At 60.5% G+C, this 17057-nt stretch carries 10 protein-coding genes, 1 tRNA gene and 2 pseudogenes; 5 read left to right on the top strand and 8 right to left on the bottom strand.

All coding sequences use genetic code 11. The features are described from left to right. Positions 1-16 precede the first annotated feature (16 nt). The 3 genes from FPZ08_RS14405 (at position 17) to FPZ08_RS14390 (ending at position 8016) form a co-directional block, all read left to right on the top strand. Positions 17-1489 carry a hypothetical protein gene (locus tag FPZ08_RS14405; protein ID WP_146290643.1) on the top strand — a complete coding sequence of 491 codons (1473 nt, stop codon included), beginning with the start codon at positions 17-19 and terminating at the stop codon, positions 1487-1489. Beyond that, complete coding sequence (locus tag FPZ08_RS14400; RefSeq protein ID WP_146290642.1) at positions 1486-2223, top strand: hypothetical protein; 738 nt, start codon at positions 1486-1488, stop codon at positions 2221-2223. The genes FPZ08_RS14405 and FPZ08_RS14400 overlap by 4 nt, the downstream gene beginning before the upstream one ends. A gap of 282 nt (positions 2224-2505) precedes the next feature. Next, complete coding sequence (locus FPZ08_RS14390; RefSeq protein WP_146290640.1) at positions 2506-8016, top strand: DEAD/DEAH box helicase; 5511 nt, start codon at positions 2506-2508, stop codon at positions 8014-8016. A gap of 124 nt (positions 8017-8140) precedes the next feature. Here the strand turns inward: FPZ08_RS14390 and FPZ08_RS14385 are convergent. Further along, positions 8141-8827, bottom strand: a pseudogene (locus tag FPZ08_RS14385) (IS3 family transposase); the annotation flags it as partial. Between the two features lie 60 nt (positions 8828-8887). Here FPZ08_RS14385 and FPZ08_RS14380 point away from each other — a divergent pair. Continuing rightward, a protein-coding gene (locus tag FPZ08_RS14380) for an IS3 family transposase (RefSeq protein ID WP_146290639.1) occupies positions 8888-10077 on the top strand; the annotation gives its coding sequence in 2 pieces (ribosomal slippage) (positions 8888-9146 and positions 9146-10077; 1191 coding nt in all). A 20-nt stretch (positions 10078-10097) separates the two neighbouring features. On the opposite strand, the pseudogene FPZ08_RS22420 reads toward FPZ08_RS14380, so the two are convergent. The 4 genes and pseudogenes from FPZ08_RS22420 to FPZ08_RS14365 form a co-directional block, all read right to left on the bottom strand. Beyond that, positions 10098-10516 (bottom strand): annotated as a pseudogene (locus FPZ08_RS22420) (transposase); the annotation flags it as partial. Positions 10517-10704: 188 nt separating this feature from the next. Further along, complete coding sequence (locus tag FPZ08_RS22415; protein ID WP_425457546.1) at positions 10705-10827, bottom strand: hypothetical protein; 123 nt, start codon at positions 10825-10827, stop codon at positions 10705-10707. Positions 10828-11339: 512 nt separating this feature from the next. Continuing rightward, a tRNA-Ala gene (locus FPZ08_RS14370) sits at positions 11340-11415 on the bottom strand. Between the two features lie 73 nt (positions 11416-11488). After that, positions 11489-12505, bottom strand: coding sequence for an NAD-dependent epimerase/dehydratase family protein (locus tag FPZ08_RS14365; protein WP_146290637.1), 1017 nt, complete (start codon positions 12503-12505; stop codon positions 11489-11491). 71 nt (positions 12506-12576) lie between these two features. Between FPZ08_RS14365 and FPZ08_RS14360 the strand changes: the two genes are divergently transcribed. Beyond that, the gene (locus tag FPZ08_RS14360; RefSeq protein ID WP_210246807.1) at positions 12577-13140 is read left to right on the top strand and encodes a TetR/AcrR family transcriptional regulator; all 564 of its coding nucleotides are present in this window, start codon (positions 12577-12579) and stop codon (positions 13138-13140) included. A 260-nt stretch (positions 13141-13400) separates the two neighbouring features. On the opposite strand, the gene FPZ08_RS14355 is transcribed toward FPZ08_RS14360, so the two are convergent. From FPZ08_RS14355 to FPZ08_RS14345, 3 genes are all read right to left on the bottom strand, one after another. After that, positions 13401-14405, bottom strand: coding sequence for a Gfo/Idh/MocA family protein (locus tag FPZ08_RS14355; protein ID WP_146290635.1), 1005 nt, complete (start codon positions 14403-14405; stop codon positions 13401-13403). 292 nt (positions 14406-14697) lie between these two features. Then, the gene (locus tag FPZ08_RS14350) at positions 14698-15504 is read right to left on the bottom strand and encodes a siderophore-interacting protein (protein WP_146290634.1); all 807 of its coding nucleotides are present in this window, start codon (positions 15502-15504) and stop codon (positions 14698-14700) included. Positions 15505-15590: 86 nt separating this feature from the next. Next, positions 15591-16931 carry an NAD(P)H-dependent oxidoreductase gene (locus FPZ08_RS14345; RefSeq protein WP_146290633.1) on the bottom strand — a complete coding sequence of 447 codons (1341 nt, stop codon included), beginning with the start codon at positions 16929-16931 and terminating at the stop codon, positions 15591-15593. Positions 16932-17057 lie beyond the last annotated feature (126 nt).

Here is a 17057-nt window from a genome sequence, read left to right as displayed (position 1 = left end):
GGCCATCGCCGCCGCGTTGGCTACTTCGAAGTCGGCGAAGGAAGTCGATCGCGACAAGGCTCTCCACGGACTGCCCGAACGCCTTCATCGCGACGAGGAACTCATTCGATCCCAAGATGACCGCCTGAATGCCGTCGTCGTCGAGCTGGAAACCCTCACGGCCGATATTGAGCAGTTGCGGCAAGCGGCGCCCACACCGGCTTCGACGCTTTTTGAAGATACTGCCTCTCGCGTGACAGATCTAGCGGCAGAGCTTTTGAAGACGAAGGAGAAAGTAGAAGGCTTGGCGTCTTCTGTCACGGCGATGAAGGAGGGCCACCGACATCTCATCGACGAACAAAAACTCGTGCCGCTGCTGGAGGGACTAGAGCGTTTAACCGCCGAAAGCGATGACAACGAGCGGCGTCATCTCGAGACCGCTACAGTGTTCGAAACAATCTCGGGACGGCTCGACGAACTTGAATCTTTGTTTCTCCAATTGCCGCAGGCGAAGGCAGATCTGTCAACGGATAAAGTTGCTGAGAGTGATTACGTCTCTCAGACGCCGGTGGCGCCACCGCATGGTGTCTTGTCCTCCCCACCGTTGCTCTTGGAAACAATCGAATTCCCAGCAGCCGTTGCCCAAAACGTCGCTGAACAGAGTTTGAGGCCAGCCGCACTTCTGGAACAAAATCTCTCGGCAATCGGACTGAAGACATCATCGGCAGAAAGACTTGCGACGGAAGTATTCGCGGCTATCTCATCCTGTTGCCTAGTGAGCTTCAAAGGAGCTTTCGCGACGCTGGCAGCGCGGGCATGCGCGATCGCCTTGGCCGGAAGCCAGTCATTTCGCCTGGCCGTGCCTATCGGAGTACTCAACGCGTCGGAATTGAGCAGAACGATCAACCCCGCAGTTCCCCTGGAGAGCGACCAAGTGGCTGCCCTCGTACTGGAGGGACTTAATAATGTTCCAGTGGAGGCCATTGCTGACATCCTCTTTGATCTCAGCACGGGGTCGGCGGGCAGAGAATTGCTGATATTTGCCAGTTTGGGGGATGGCGCGTCGGCGCTTCCCGAATGCTCCCATCTGCTCGATCTTGGTCCTATATTCGACCTCGACGTCCTCGACTGGAAATTGACACCACCCGTTGCAGCGCCAATGGTCTCATGCCGGATGGGGCGGATGAGCTTAAGGCCGGTGGTCGATGCATCGGCTGACCTGGAGGACTTTCTTGCTCTCCTGCGTAAGTACGGGCGTCGCAACCCCCGCCGAGAACGACGGGCGGTAAGTCACTACAAAAACCTCGTTGCCATGAGTTCGGAAGCCGGTGCAGCCCTAAAGTCCGCAGCTTATGGGTGGCTTTTGCCCCTCTGGGCGATCGTCGGTGTGCCGAAAGAGGAAATGGATCATTCGCTGAACAGCGGCAATTGCGACGCCGCAACTCCGGACGAAAGGCTGCTGCGTCTTCTGGGCGGTTATGGTTCGGAAAAAGTCGACAAATCAGCATGATAGCTCAGCCATTGTCCAACCTCGATCTTGCATCTCATCTTGCTGATCGAATCGACGCCCATCTCCATGTCGATCTTCGGGATGCACTAATTGCCGAACACCTTCGTTCTATGGTCGTGGCTACTGGCCAAAGCCCAGTTTCGAGCGGCCGTCTCACAAACGCAGTTCGCCGCAATCTTCACGCACTCCTTCCGAATGACGAGGCCCAACAAGGGATAATTTTGTCCGTGTTGAGGTCGCTTCAAGCAATTGGCGACATCGTCGATGTTGGTCTTGGCAACTGGGTCGCACCACCGGCTCGCGCCGTTAGCTCGGAAGACAATGGCGCTCGCCTCGCCATCGGCAGTTGGCCAACCGCGGCTGCATATCTTAAGGCCGCTGGCCCAGCACGGTACCTGTGCGGGGAACGCGAAAAGCAACTAGCTAAGAGTCTGACCATAGATGCCGATACATGGCTTGGCGAAGTGGGCGAGCTTGCAAAGTGGACGGAACGCGCCATCGCAGCCTATTCCCATCAGATGACGGCTGTGAATGTGTCGGCCGAATCATTTGAAGTTTATGCACCAGACCATTTCCAGCATTCGGGAGTCATGGGACGCTGGTTGCCAATGCAGGGCTCGACGTCCCCCCCCGGAGGGGCCAAGGCTCTTTCGACCGCGGCAAAGTATGATCCACAATCGCCCATACTCAATCGGTTATTTGGTCCGCAGGATGGACGAAACAATTATCAGTAAGGCCGCCAACGTCGACGCAGGCGAGGCCCGGCGTCTTCGATTCGGCTTTGACGATAGACTCGGCACTTCCAGAACATTGCGAGGTGAGGTGGCCGAGGGGCGCTTCCGGGTCCACTTCCCGCGCGATATGCCAGCCGAAGAGGCAAAGGTCCTCGCACTCGGACGCACCACGGTGCAGACGGCGGGAGTGACAACCGTCGAATTTCCGGAGCTGGCGCTGCCTTTCGTTCGACGCGCACTGTCACGGTTAAACTGCAAGCTCGAACTGACCGGGGGGAATTCATGACGAAATCGAAGGACGCTGGCGTGAACGCCACCGCCGCCAAACTGACGGAGGGCCTCAGATCTTACATCGAGGCCCAGTACCACATCCGGAATGAGAGTTTAATCCAGGAGCGTCGGCTGCTGCTCGAGGAAGCGGGATCAGTAGCTCAGATGCCCTACGTGGAATCTACTCCGGTATACGAGTTGGGTGCCCCCTATCGCGACCTTGCGGTTCCTGCAGTTGTACGCGAGGCACTGACCGATATTGGTGGGATGAAGGTCGGACTTCATCCACGACCTTACGTGCACCAGGCAAACGCACTTCAAATATTCTTCAATACGCCGTCCAAGGATCTGATCGTCGCTACCGGTACTGGTTCAGGCAAGACCGAGAGCTTTCTCATGCCAATTATTGGCAAGCTAGTGCAGGAAGGGCAGGACCGGCCCATCACTGCATCGATGCCAGGCTGCAGGGCGCTGCTCTTATACCCCATGAATGCCCTGGTGAACGATCAGTTGTCGCGGATACGTCGTCTATTCGGGACACCGGAAGCCTCGTCAATAATCTCCCGGGGCAGAGGAAGACCCGTCCGATTTGCAAGTTACACTGGACGTTCCCCCTATCCTGGTCCTCGTTCCAACGAACGCGACACTAATCGCATCGAACCGCTGTTCAACGACTTCTATCTGCCGTTGTTGAAAAACGGATCGATGGCAAAGCTCGAAGAAATTGGGCAATGGCCGGCAAAGGATATGTTGGGTTTCTATGCTGAGGATCAGGTCGAACTAAAGACCACTCGCTCAGGCCAGCAGCGCAAATTCCAGAATTGGAAGGACAGGTTGATCACGCAACCTGAGGATCGCGAACTCATGACCCGCCATGAGAGCCAGATCGCTTGTCCCGACCTCCTGATCACGAACTACTCGATGCTTGAGTACATGCTCATGAGACCCATCGAGCGGCCCATCTTCAAACAGACTAGGGACTGGTTGAAGGCCAACGAACACAACGAGTTGACGCTCGTACTGGACGAGGCTCACATGTATCGTGGTGCGGGCGGGGCAGAGGTCGCACTACTGATCCGGCGACTCATCGCGCGCCTGGACGTACCTCGCGAGCGAGTACGATTTATTCTTACGAGTGCCAGTCTTGGAGATGGACCGGCGGCTTTGGAGGACGTGAAAGGTTTTGCGGCCAACCTCACCGGCCTGGCGCAGGATTCTACCCGAACATTCGAGGTGGTAACTGGAACGCGGGAGGCGCGAAGCGTCATTGCCGAAGCAAGACCGATCCAGGTGGACGCTCTGGCGAGCTTTCCTATCGCAGATTTTGAGCGCCATGCCATCGATCAGACACGGGCCCGCCAAGTGGTAGGGGACTTTGCGCAGCAGGTTGGCTGGCCCGTTTTGGGCGACGAAGATCTGGCGGACTACCTCTTCCATCAATTGAGCGGTTTCTCCCCGCTTGAACGCGTGCTGGAACTGGTGTCAGGACGGGCCGAACCCCTCGATCAACTGGCCGAGAAGGTTTTTCCCAGCCATGGGGATTCACGCGCCGCGCTGGCGAGCCTGCTGTCCATGGCAACCTTCGCCAAACGACTTTCAGACCAGCGTGTCCTGCTTCCCACCCGGCTTCACATGTTCTTCCGGGGACTTCCGGGGCTGTTCGCCTGTGTAAACCCGCAATGCACGGCTGCACGAGCAACAGACGGTCATCGTATCCTAGGCAAGTTGCACACGCATGCGCGCGGGGCATGCGACTGTGGCGCCCGAGTCTTTGAGCTGCTTACCCATCGAGAATGTGGAACGGCCTTCGTGCGAGCATACGTTGATGGGCCCAAACCGGATTTCCTTTGGGCATCCCCATCAGGCTCGCTTCGCGAGGGCAGGCAATCGCCCCTGGTACCAATCGAAATTCTGATGGAGGACGCACCACTCTTCACCAGCGACCGCAGGACTGAAGCATGGCTCGATACGCAAAGCGGACGAGTAGTGTACTCGACACCCTCCACATCTGCGGGCTTTAGGAGGATCGCGATACCCGATACTACTCAAGGGGGTACTGCCTACGGGTTCCGGTTCGACGAATGCCCTGTCTGCCAGGGAAAGACCAACCGCGGTGACTCTTCGAATATCATGGACCACGCCACAAAGGGCGAGGCCCCGTTCGCAAACTTGATAAAAGCGCAACTTGACAACCAGCCAGCGGCAATCGCGGAGAGCCGCGACTATCCCAACGGTGGCCGAAAAGTGCTTCTGTTTTCCGACGGCCGGCAAAAAGCAGCTAGGCTGGCGCGAGACATCCCGCGCGAAGTCGAACAAGACCTCTTTCGCCAGATTCTGAGCTTGGCAACCGCGAAGCTGGAGGCGATCGGTAGAGAACCACGGCCTAATAAAAGTCTATATACCGCAATCCTAAGTGTTCTCCATCAATCTGACCTGCTTATCTTCGATCGCAACGACGCGCATATCCTTGACGGTGAGCTTGAGCGACTCCAAAAGGACCATCCAACCGACACGCTGTCCGAATTGCTTGAAGATTTCGAGCCCGGTGACATTCCACCAAGATATTACACGGCCTTACTCAAGCAATTGTGCGGGCGATATTACTCGATTCTGGGCGCCACCATCGGTTACCTGAAGCCGACCGAAAAGGCGCTGCAGAGCTTGGTTAAAGCCGTTGCATCATCGCACCCCTCGCTCACTATCGAAGACCTGCGGGGTACTGTGGCGGCTTGGATCGCCAAGCTGGCCGATGAATACGCTATAGACCGCAGCCTCGATGGTATTATCCGAGGACGTGCTGCAGGGTTCTTTAAGGCAGCCTGGGGCAGCAATGGATGCTTCAGCAAGTCGCTGGAGCCCAAGTTGGCAGGCGCCCTTAATCTGGCGCTGGACGAATTTCAGAATCTCGAGCGGGCCATAGCGCAGGAATTCGGACTAGTAGATGCCAACAACGGTGTCTTTGTGGACGTCGCAAAAACGGCCGTCCACATCGACCTACAGATGCCGTGGCACAGTTGTCAGCGCTGCACTGCACTCCTACCATTCCATGTGAGGGGATGCTGCGGATCGTGCGGTGAGCCGGGCGTAGTATCTATCGACCCCAACGACAGCGTCTACATCCGGGCCCGCAAGGGTTTCTGGCGCGAACCAGTCATAGAGGCCCGTAATTTCCCCACCCGGCTTCGAGGCATCGCCGTTGAGGAGCATACCGCGCAGTTGTCTAACCGAGACAACTCGCGTGTTCATTCCACTACTGAACAGTACGAACTCCGCTTCAAGGACGTGAAAATACATGATCGGGATAGGCCTATTGATGTCCTAAGTTGTACCACGACTATGGAGGTAGGGGTGGATATAGGATCGTTGGTGGCCGTGGGCTTGCGAAACGTTCCCCCGCAGCGAGAGAACTACCAGCAACGTGCCGGCCGGGCCGGCCGTCGTGGCTCATCTGTGTCGACCGTAGTGACCTATGCACAAAATGGTCCTCACGATAGTTATTACTACAACAACCCAGAAAGGATCGTAGCGGGATCGCCGCGCGGGCCGGACATCAAGATAGACAATCCTAAGATTGCCAGAAGGCATGTCACGTCCTTCCTGTTCCAGACATTCTTCCACAATTACATGGACGAGCACGACGTCGCTGTGGGGGGCGCCACCTCCGCCCTGTTCAGGGCCTTGGGCAGCGCCCGGGATTTCTTCGAAGGGACCGGCGAGCCCGGTCTGGATGTCACCGCCTTCTCCGACTGGGTTAGGCGCGAGGTGGTGGACCGCAAAGGAAAAGTTCGACAACAGATTCGGGAATGGCTTCCGGCCACGCTGCGGATAACCCCTGCTACCCTCGACGACTGGATTGGCAGCATTGCCAACGACCTTCTTGAGGATCTGGCCGCCGTTGCGCCGCCAATCGCGCTTATTCGGGAAGGCATCTCCGACCAAGCCATGGCCGCCTCCGATGAAGATGAAGACGAAGACGAACGTATTGCCCGCGGCGCCATTGGGGATGAGGAACTACTGGAATTCCTGTTCGGTCGCGGCATGCTTCCGAGCTATGCTTTTCCCACCGACTTAACGAGTTTTCTGGTCGAGAAGCTGACAAGACGCGGCTCTGAATACAAAATGGAGATCGTTGAACGGCCGCAGCAAGCGATTAGCAAGGCTCTCAGCGAATATGCACCTGGGCGCCTTATCGTCATCAACAAGGAAACGTATCGAAGTGGCGGCATCACCGCCAACACGATGCCCACCGTTCATGATCGAGCGGCCTCGCTGTTCGCAGCCCCGGTCCGTCTTGTCCACTGCGCCCACTGTAGCTTCGTGCGGGACCTCGAAGATGGACAGCCAGTCCCAGAAGAATGCCCCGTCTGCGGCAGTGCGTTGAGTTCGATGCCTATGATAACGCCCCAGGTATTCGTCCCTGAGGAAGGCCGTCCCCTCAAGGATGACGATAGAGATCAAGACATCACGTATGCTACTTCGGCGCAGTTTCCTGTTCCCGTCGGGAGCGACGACCTCCCGCCGCTGCAGCCAATGGGAACGCATCTAGGTTTCGTCGTGGCCAATGACCGAAGGTTAGTAACCGCGAATAGGGGCCAGCAGACGGACGCAGACGGACACGGCGGCTTCTGGGTTTGCGACAAGTGCGGCAAAGCTTCGATAGATGAGCAACCCGCAGGGACTCATGAACGGCCTTACAAAATAGAGTTTTCGTACAACCACCCCAAACCGAACCAACGCTGCAACGGCCTATTCCAAAATGTGTTTTTGGGACATGTGTTCTCAACCGACCTGATGCTGCTGCGTTGGCACGTGGCAGCGCCAATTATCTCGGACACGGCGGACGCCGTCCAGTTGCGAACCATTGAGGACGCACTTTTTACCGTGGCTGAAGGACTTAGGTTAGCGGCCAGTCGGCATCAGCAACTAGATTTGGATCCATCGGAATTCGGGGCCGGCTTCCGCGTGGTTCCCGGTGACGAGCCTGACACGCTAAGGCTTGACGTATACTTGTACGACACGCTCTCGGGAGGTGCCGGCTACGCTGAATTGGCGTCCAGGCACCTTCAGGAAATCCTGCAATCCACGCTGTCTTTGCTAGAAGATTGTCCAGCTCAGTGCGATGGATCATGCGAGAGCTGCCTACGTCACTACCACAATCAACATCTCAAGGATCGGCTAGATCGTCGCCTCGGTGCCGAGCTACTTCGGTACGGAATGACTGGAGAGATCCCCATCGAGAAGACACCAGAGGAACAGGCCACGTCCCTGTCGGCGCTTAAACGCCTCCTGGAGCTGGATGGATTCATCTGTTCCTCGATGATCCAGGTGGGGTCGACAGTTGTACCGCTCTTGGTTCAAAAGGAGGGGCGATCAGTGGCAGTCGGCATTCACCCAGCTCTAGTCAAGCCCGATGTTCCAGTGCACCCGATGAGAGCCCTGCAGACCAGACCAGTGATCCTCAACGACTACATCCTCCAGAGGAACCTCCCTGACGAGCATCGGCTGGTGAAGTCGGAGTTTTAGCACGCGCAGACGCGCCCCGAGGGCTGTGTCAGATTCTCCAGGCGGTCTGCTTATCGCCTGGAGTTTGACCTGAGCCCCAAGTTCCCTCCGGTTTTAAGGAGAGTCCTTGGGTTGATGTTTGGCCTTATGCGGCTTGTTTTTCCAGTGCCAGTTGCGTGGCGAACTCGTTGGGCGTGAGATTGCCCAGCGAGGAGTGCGGTCTGTGGCTGTTGTAGTCCTCCTTCCATGCGCTGATCCGGTCCCGCGCCTCGGGTAACGACGAGAACAGCGTCTCGTTGAGGCATTCATCGCGGAAGCTGCCGTTGAAGCTCTCGATGAAGCCGTTCTGCATTGGCTTGCCGGGAGCGATATAGTGCCAGTCGATCTGCCGGTCTTGGGACCAGCGCAGGATCGCCATACTGGTGAACTCGGTGCCATTGTCGCTGACCACCGTGAGCGGTCGACCGCGCTTAGCGATGATGGCGTCAAGTTCGCGCACCACCCGTCCACCGGACAGCGATGTATCGGCGACCAAAGCCAGGCACTCCCGCGTGTGGTCGTCCACCACGGTCAGCACCCGGAAGCGGCGACCATCGGTGAAGGCATCGCTGACGAAGTCCAGGCTCCAGCGCTGGTTGGGCCGGTCAGGCACCAGCATTGGCCGCCGCGTGCCCAGAGCCCGCTTGCGACCGCCGCGCTTGCGCACCTGAAGCTTCTCCTCGCCATAGAGCCGCCTGAGCTTCTTGATGTTCATGGCGATCCCCTGGCGCTGCAGCATCACGTGGATGCGCCGATAGCCAAACCGGCGTCGCTCCGACGCCACGGCCTTGACGTTGCCCCCTGCGCCTAATCCAGTTTGAAGTAGGCTCTGGCCCCATCAGAAGGACCAGAGATGAAGCGAAGCAGGTTCACCGAAGAGCAGATCATTGCGATCTTGAAGGAGCAGGAGGCCGGGGTCCCGGTTGCCGATCTTTGCCGCAAGCACGGCGTCAGCAATGCCAGCATCTACAAGTGGAAGGCCAAGTATGGCGGCATGGACGTCAGCGAGGCCCGGCGACTGAAGGCTCTGGAGGACGAGAACGCCCGGCTCAAGAAGCTGCTGGCCGACAGCATGCTCGATAATGCCGCGCTGAAAGATCTTCTTGGAAAAAAATGGTAGCGCCCGCCGCCGAGCGGGATGCTGTCGCCCATCTCCAGACTGCCTATGGGATGAGCGAGCGGCGGGCGTGCCGAGTATTGGGATGTTGTCGGATGACGATGCGCTACCAGGCGCTTCGGACCGATGACATCATGCTGCGCGATCGGATGAAGGCCATTGCCCACGAGCGGCGACGGTTCGGCTATCGGCGGCTGCACGTCCTGCTGCGGCGGGAAGGGTATCAGGTCAATCACAAGCGCCTGTTCCGGATCTACCGCGAGGAGAAGCTTATGGTGCGACGTCGAGGCGGCCGCAAGCGTGCCATGGGCACCAGGGCACCGATGCTGACCCCAATGGCGCCCAACGATCGGTGGTCCCTGGACTTCGTCTCCGACCAGATGACGGACGGTCGGCGCTTCCGGGTGCTGACGGTGGTCGATGACTGCACACGCGAATGCCTGACCCTGGTTGCCGACACCTCGCTGTCTGGCCTGCGCGTTGCCAGAGAGCTGGAGACGCTGATGGCTACTCGAGGACGCCCCAAGATGATCGTCAGCGACAATGGGACTGAGTTCACGTCCAATGCCATCCTGGGCTTCGCTGACCGGATGGGGATCGACTGGCACTACATTGCCCCAGGCAAGCCGATCCAGAATGCCTTCATCGAGAGCTTCAATGGCCGGCTGCGGGACGAACTGCTCAATGAGACGCTCTTCCCATCGCTTGCTCACGTGCGGGCAACCGTGGCGTCCTGGCGCGCCGATTACAATCTGCACCGGCCGCACTCGCGGTTGGGTTGGATGACGCCTGCCGAATACGCCGACACCTTCAACCCGCGACGGGATCTGCCGCTCCGCTCAATGACCAGCTCCGCGCCAGCCCCCGTCGCTCACCCCGGCCAAATCGGCCAAACCAACCGCCCGAGTCTCCTTCAGGCTGGATAGAAGTTGGGGGCAACGTCAGCCTTCATCGCTTCCCGCAGCTCCTGGTCGGCAGGCCTCGTGCTGCGATACCGCACGCTCGATCGATCAACCTCAAGTGCTTCACACGCCCGCCGCTGGCTCACGCCATGCACCAGGCAGGCTTGGGCCACCGCATCTCGCTTCGCGTCGGGCGTCACCATTTTTTTGCGGCGACATCCTTGAGGATGGCATTATCCAGCATCGACTCGGCCAGCAGCTTCTTGAGCCGGGCGTTCTCTTCCTCCAGCGCCTTCAGCCGGCGGGCATCGGACACCTCCAGCCCGCCATACCTGGCCTTCCACTTGTAGAAGGTGGCACTGCTGATCCCATGCTTGCGGCACAGATCGGCCGTCCCAAGCCCGGCCTCCTGCTCCTTCAATATCGAAATGATCTGCTCTTCGTTGAACCTGCTGCGCTTCATCCGATCGTCCCTATGCGACGTCGGACTCTACCAAAATCTGGAGGAGATCTAGGGGCTCAGGTCAAGTTGGTTACCCAACGTCGCTGTTATTAGGGCTCCCTGGAGCTCAACCAGCGAAGGAGGCAAATGAAGCCAAGAGATGACCGGTTGAGTGCCGAACATCGCAGCAATCCAGAGATACGGCCAGACTAGCTGCCGATGTCCTCGCAGAGCTGGGTTACCCGGCTCTGGAGATAGCACTCAAGCCCCGCCCTGACCAGGTCATCGACCGAGCCGGTCGAGATGCCGTGGACATTGGCCTCCTGGATCACCGCCGTCAGCCCGTCTTGGCGAGCGTCCTGGCTCGAGCAAGCCGGTACGTGCGCGACCAGGATAGACTATATAACAGAGTTGGCAAAAAAGTTCGGAAACACATCGCGTTGTACGAACGGGGGATAAGGCCAAAACACGCGCCGTTTGGGTAAGCCGGGGGGTGGGGGCGAGGTCAGCGGTCCGGGGACATGCTGTCGCAAGGCCCGCCTGACGCTAGCCTGCTGGTAGCAGCCCCTATGCTCCCCCTGACAAGGCACGACTGAGGTTGTCCGATCTGCGGCACTTATTGGTCGCGGCCGTTGCCAGCGAAACGCAACAGCTTTTGATGTTGCGATGCCGAGACTCAATACTGCAGATGTTTGCTTTTGCGCCAGGCCGGAGGGGACGGCTGCACTCGGGTTGGCAGGATCGAGCGTTCGCCGATTGTAAGAGAAATTGTCACCCAGCTGCACCATCGGCTGCCTCGAGCGACAAAAACCCACAGACAATCAATGAGCTACATTAATCGGAATGGTGGAGCTGAGCGGGATCGAACCGCTGACCTCGTCATTGCGAACGACGCGCTCTCCCAACTGAGCTACAGCCCCGTTCCGACGGATGCTGATATGAACAATAATCGGGGCGAGGGCAAGGGGGTAAAAGCGCCTTGTTGGCGCTTTCTTAAACCAGCCCGTGCGCCACCAGCGTTTCGGCGGTTGCCAGAACTGCCTCCGGCGCTGGCGTGAGTTCGCGGCCCAATAGGGCCACCGCGCCGCGCGAGTCGAGTTGCTTGGCCAGGCCCAGTTCGCCCAGATTGCCGCGCACGTCGCGGTCGAACAGGCCATAAATGCGCACGGCCCAGTCGGGCATCTGCAGGCGCGGCACGCGCCTGTCGGGGTAGCGCTCGGCCAGCAGGTCCGCCACCTGCTTGAAGAACAGCGTGCGCTCGCCCATCGGGAAGCGCTGGCCGCCAGCCTCGGGCGCAGTCATCGCGGCCACATGTGCCGCGGCCACGTCGCGCACGTCGATAATGGTGATGGGAATGCGCGGCAATGCCGGCACCGAGCCATTGAGCAGGCGCTGGATCAGGATAGGTGAAGTGCCTGGGTCCTCGTCGAGCAGCGGCCCGAAAATGCCGCTGGGATTGATCACCGCGAGCGCCTCGCGCCGGCCCGCTTCATCCATGATTTCCCAGGCGCGGCGCTCGGCCAGGGTCTTGGATTCCTGGTAGAAATTGACGCCGCGGCCATTGAGGTCGGTCCAGTCGTCGACGGTGAAGGGCGTGGTCCGGGCCTTGTCGTGGCCATAGGCGATGGCGGCCATGGACGAGGTCAGCACGATCCGCTCGGCGCCCGCCGCATTGGCGGCGTCGAGCGCCCGCGTGGTGCCTTCCACGGCCGGGCCGATCAGGTCCATCTTGTCTTGCGGGATTTCCAGCACGAAGGGCGAGGCGGTGTGCTGCACATAGCGGCACCCGTCGGCGGCTTCGCGCCAGCCGGCATCGTCCATCAGGTCGAGCGCGACGAATTCGAGCCGCGATAGATCGGCGCCCGCCCTGGCCAGCGTGTCACGCACCTTGTCGGCGCGCTTGAGGTTGCGCAGGCTGCCCCGGACGGTGTAGCCAGCATTGAGCAATTGGAGGGCGACATGGCCGCCGAGAAAGCCGGATATGCCTGTCAGCAGGACACGGTCGGACATGGAATTCTCCCTTACGAATTGAACGATAGATATGATAATCGTTCAATATGTTCAAGTGTGGAGTCGCAGATTTGAGTCAGGCGCCCAATGACAGGGTGGCGGAGAAGCGGCGGCGCATCCTCGATGCGGCGCGCCTGCTGATGCTGCGCGAGGGCCTGCGTGGCACGACCATGGAGGCGATTGCCCGCGAGGCGGGCATGGCCAAGCCCACGCTTTATGCCCAGTTTGCCGACAAGGAAGCCGTGTTTACCGGCATTCTCGACGAGCTCAGCGACGCCCTGGTCGCCGGTTTCGATGCCGGCATGGCCGGCCCGGGCAGCGTGGCCCAGCGCATCGGCGCGGCCATGGCCGGCAAATACGGCGCCATCGCCCATGTCATCGAAGGCTCCCCCTTCGCCGAGGAGCTCTACGCCACCCATAGCCGCGTCTCGACCCGCTTCCGCGCCCTCGACACGCGCATGAACGAAGAAATCGTCGCTGCTCTCAAGCAGGCCGGCGTGGCCGAACCCACCGAACTCAACCGCCTGATCCAGGCCGCCAGCTACGGCGTCGCCCGCAAGATGATCGACGAAGCCTCGGTGCGCGCGGCGATCCCGGTGCTGGTGGAGCGACTGGTGGGGCCGGAGCTGGGCTGAAGCCGGTAGTGTGCCTGGCGCCGAACTCCCAAGGGAGTGTTTACTTTGGATGTATGGGCGCTTTCCCCTTCTCCCCTCGTGGGAGAAGGTGCCCGAAGGGCGGATGAGGGGGGACGGAGTTATCTGCTGACATCAAAGCATGGGATAGCGCAGCCCCCTCACCCGGAAATCCGCTGGACGCGGATTTCCACCCTCTCCCACGAGGGGAGAGGGGTAGGCCGGCCTCAGGGTGCGCGGGATGGGTGCGGCGAGAAAGAAGCCTAAACCGCCACCCAGCCCCCGGTCTTCTCGCTCTCGAACACCGCATCGATCACCTTCATCGACGCAATCGCATCCTCGATGCCCCAGGGCAGTGTCTTCTCGCCCAGCACAGCCAGCGCAAAGGCCTCGGCCTGTTCGGTATATTGATCCACGGCCGGCAGGATTTCCCGCCGCGCCAGCGAGCCGTCGAAGGGTGCGCCGGTATCCACCGTGATGGCGGTGCGCTCATTGGGTGGGGCGTTGAAGGGGATGATGATTTCGAGCTTGGCCTTGCTGCCCAGCACCAGCACGCGCTGATGCGGCGCGGTCTGGGTCGAGCAGGTGAAATTGAGCTGCCGCCCATTGCCGAAATCGGCAATGACGCTGGCCAGCCGGTCGGTGCCGAAACTCGGGTCACGCTCCACCAGCGACACCACGCGCTTGGGTTCATCCTCGAACAGGAAGCGCCCGGCGGTGATCGGGTAGCAGCCGATATCCATCACGCCGCCGCCGCCGATATCGGCCTGGTTGCGGACATTGTTGGGGTCGGCATTGAAATAGGTGAAGGCAGCATTGATGGCTCTGATCTCGCCCAGTTCACCCGAGCGGATGATCTCGCGAGCCCGGCTCCATTGCGGGTGGAACCGCACCATGAAGGCCTCGAGCACGATGCGGTCCGGCGGGCACTGGCGTAGCGCCTCGGCGTCGGCTGCAGTGAGCGCGATGGGCTTTTCGCACAGCACATGCTTGCCCGCCTTGGCCGCCGCCACGGTCATGGGCACATGCAGGTGATTGGGCAGCGGATTGTAGATGGCGTCGATGTCAGGGTCGGCAAACAGCTCTTCGTAGGAGCCATGGGCCTTGGCAATGCCCAGTTTGTCGGCGGCCTTGCGGGCCTTGCCCAGGTCGCGCGAGGCAATCGCCACCACCTCGGAATGGTCCGAAGCCATGATGCCGGGCGTCACCTTCTGCATGCCGATATTGGCGGTGGACAAAATCCCCCAGCGGACTTTCTTGCTGCTCATGACGCACTCCTGTTTGGTGCGCAGAGCTTTAGCGGCGGGGCAGGAGATTGGCTAGTATGGAAGAGCGGAACTGACAACGGCGCGCCCCGAGCACCGTGCCCCCTTCTCCCCTCGTGGGAGAAGGTGCCCGAAGGGCGGATGAGGGGGCGCCGGACTACCTACAAGCCCTGAAGCATAGGATGACGCAGTACCCCTCACCCGCAATTTCCTCTGAACGAGGAAATTGCCCCCTCTCCCACAAGGGGCGAGGGGTGGCTCCACTCCAAGGCGTCAACGGAGAACCAATAAGCCCTCAATGATCCTCATGCGCATCGGCCATGCCCAGCCGCCAATAGCCGGCGGCCTTGATATATTGCGGGTCGAAGCCGCGTTCGTCCTGCAGATGTGCGCGCACCGCCTGCGACATGCCGACTTCGCCGGCAATATAGGCATAGGCAACACCATCAGGAAACGTCAGCGCCTTGACCGCATCAAGCACCAGGCGCGTCGTCCCGGCTGCAGCGCCGTTGCGGTGGACATAGTGCAGCGCCACATCCGCCGCGGTCTCGAACCCCTGCTCCTCGGCGGCGTCGGCCACTTCGATGACGGCAATCACCTTGCTGCCGGCAGGCAGTTCCTCGATGCGGCGGATGAGGGCGGGCAGGGCGGTTTCGTCGCCGGCCAGCAGGTACCAGTCATAGGCCGATGGCACGACGACAGAGCCGCGCGGGCCGCCGATCACCAGCTTGCTGCCGACCTTGGCTTCGGCCGCCCAGCTTGAGGCGGGGCCATCGCCATGCAGCACGAAATCGAGGTCGATCCAGCCTCGGTCTACGTCCCAGGCGCGCGGGGTGTAGTCGCGCATTTCCGGGCGCTCGCCCTCGGCGAATTCGGCGCCACGCGGACCGATGGGCACCAGCTTGGGCTCAACGCCCTTGGGGAAGAAGAATGCCTTGATGTGGTCGGCATGGCCGGGCGAGGCGAAGCCCGCCATGTCGCCACAGAAGCGGACGCGGCGCATTTTCGGGGTAATGTCGGTTATTTCGACGGCTTCGAGCAGGCGCATGCGCGTGTCGTGGCGGATGCGTTGCGGGGCGCGCGGATCGATGGAGTCGGTCATGGAAAAATTCCTGAATTATTTAGTCAGGAATTAATCCGAAGGCCTACGAAAATCAACCAGTCGAATGCGTCGATGCTAACAGTGCGCTAACCAATTCGGCCCTGATGCGAATGGGCGAGACCCAGCATGCGATCCTGCGCCTGGCGCAGGGCGAAGAGGCGGGTGGACGTGTCCGGCTGGCTGTTGGCTGACGTCAGCAGCTCGCCCTTTTTCACCGGCGCGGTCACCTTGCCGCCCTCGAGCAGGCCCACCGGAACGGCTCCGGCAGCGCGGCTATCGCCGATGGTCATCGTGTAGCTGCGATAGCAGGTTTCCCCAATGGCATCAAAGGTTTCGCCGGGCGTGAGGTCGCGCTTGGCGACGGCGCAGACCTCGGCCACCGGGTTCGGCAGCGGCACCATATCGGGTTTGCCATGCAGCATGATCCGCGCGCAGGTCAGCGGCACTTCGAGGCTGGTCAGGTGGTAGGGCCGGAAGAAACTGTAATAGGGCCCGTGCCCGATATGGAGGTCGTCCATCCGCTCGATGATGCGCGGATGCTCCGCCTTGACGATCACGAAGACGCCCGGCGCCACGCCCTTGCCGATGGTGAAATCGACAACGCCGGATTTGTTGAGAATCCCGCCATCTGCCTTTGGAATCAATACCTTGGCCATGTCGTCGCGGTCGGCCTTGGGGCCGTGCATGCCCGGCACGTCAGGCACCAGCCCGGTGGCATTGGCGATGGCGCACATTTCGACCATGGTCTTGGAGCCATCGACGAATTCCACCAGCATGCGGGGGTTCATGTTGCGGCGGGTGGCCTCTTCCCGGTAGTCGTCGGGCACCGCGTCGTGGCGAAGCGGATTGTTCTTGCCTTTGCCGGCAGCGACGATGGGCAGGCCCAAAGCACTCACGAATTCAATGAGTTCCATGCAGGAGCTGGGCTCATCCCCGGCGCCGACGGAATAGACCACGCCCAGTCTGTCGGCCTGCGCCTTGAGGTAAGGCCCGATGGTCACGTCGGCCTCGACATTCATCATCACCAGATGCTTGCCATGCTCCATGGCGAGCAGGTCGTAGTCGGCGGCGACGCCCGGCTTGCCGGTGGCGTCGATGACGACGTCGATATTGTCAGTGGTGACAAGGGTTTCGGCCGAGGTGATGGCAATCTTGCCCGCCTCGATCGCCGCGAGTGCCTGAGCCGGGCTGTCGGCGACCTTGCCCCTGGAATCCTCGCCATAGGCGATGGTCATGGCCTCGAGCGCGGTATGGGGCCGGCGGGTGGCGATGGCCGCCATCTCGATGCCGGTCATCAGGCTCATCTGGGTCACGAGGTCGGTGCCCATCTCGCCCGAGCCGATGACACCGACGCGGATCGGCTTGCCGGTTTCAGCGCGGGCGGCAAGGTCGCGGGCGATGCCGGTCAGGGCGATATTGGCGGTCATGGCAGGTCCAATTCGAATAGGCGTGCTTGGGTTACCCCCCTCCCATTGCCCGCGGCAAGGGAAAAGGCGTCGCGGGCAGCAGAACAGGCCGGGAGCGGGCCTCTGCGGCCGCTGTTCGGCATCAAG

It is taken from the genome of Devosia ginsengisoli, assembly GCF_007859655.1.
In the GTDB taxonomy this organism is placed as follows: domain Bacteria; phylum Pseudomonadota; class Alphaproteobacteria; order Rhizobiales; family Devosiaceae; genus Devosia; species Devosia ginsengisoli.
The sequence above is the reverse complement of the archived record's forward strand: the minus strand, read 5'-3'. Positions and strand labels throughout refer to the sequence as shown.

Bases quoted from the DNA above. Each gene is read 5' to 3' on its own strand.
- FPZ08_RS14400 (WP_146290642.1), top strand. From the start codon at position 1,486: ATGATAGCTCAGCCATTGTCCAACCTCGATCTTGCATCTCATCTTGCT.
- FPZ08_RS14390 (WP_146290640.1), top strand. From the start codon at position 2,506: ATGACGAAATCGAAGGACGCTGGCGTGAACGCCACCGCCGCCAAACTG.
- FPZ08_RS14365 (WP_146290637.1), bottom strand. From the start codon at position 12,505: ATGTCCGACCGTGTCCTGCTGACAGGCATATCCGGCTTTCTCGGCGGC.
- FPZ08_RS14355 (WP_146290635.1), bottom strand. From the start codon at position 14,405: ATGAGCAGCAAGAAAGTCCGCTGGGGGATTTTGTCCACCGCCAATATC.
- FPZ08_RS14350 (WP_146290634.1), bottom strand. From the start codon at position 15,504: ATGACCGACTCCATCGATCCGCGCGCCCCGCAACGCATCCGCCACGAC.
- FPZ08_RS14345 (WP_146290633.1), bottom strand. From the start codon at position 16,931: ATGACCGCCAATATCGCCCTGACCGGCATCGCCCGCGACCTTGCCGCC.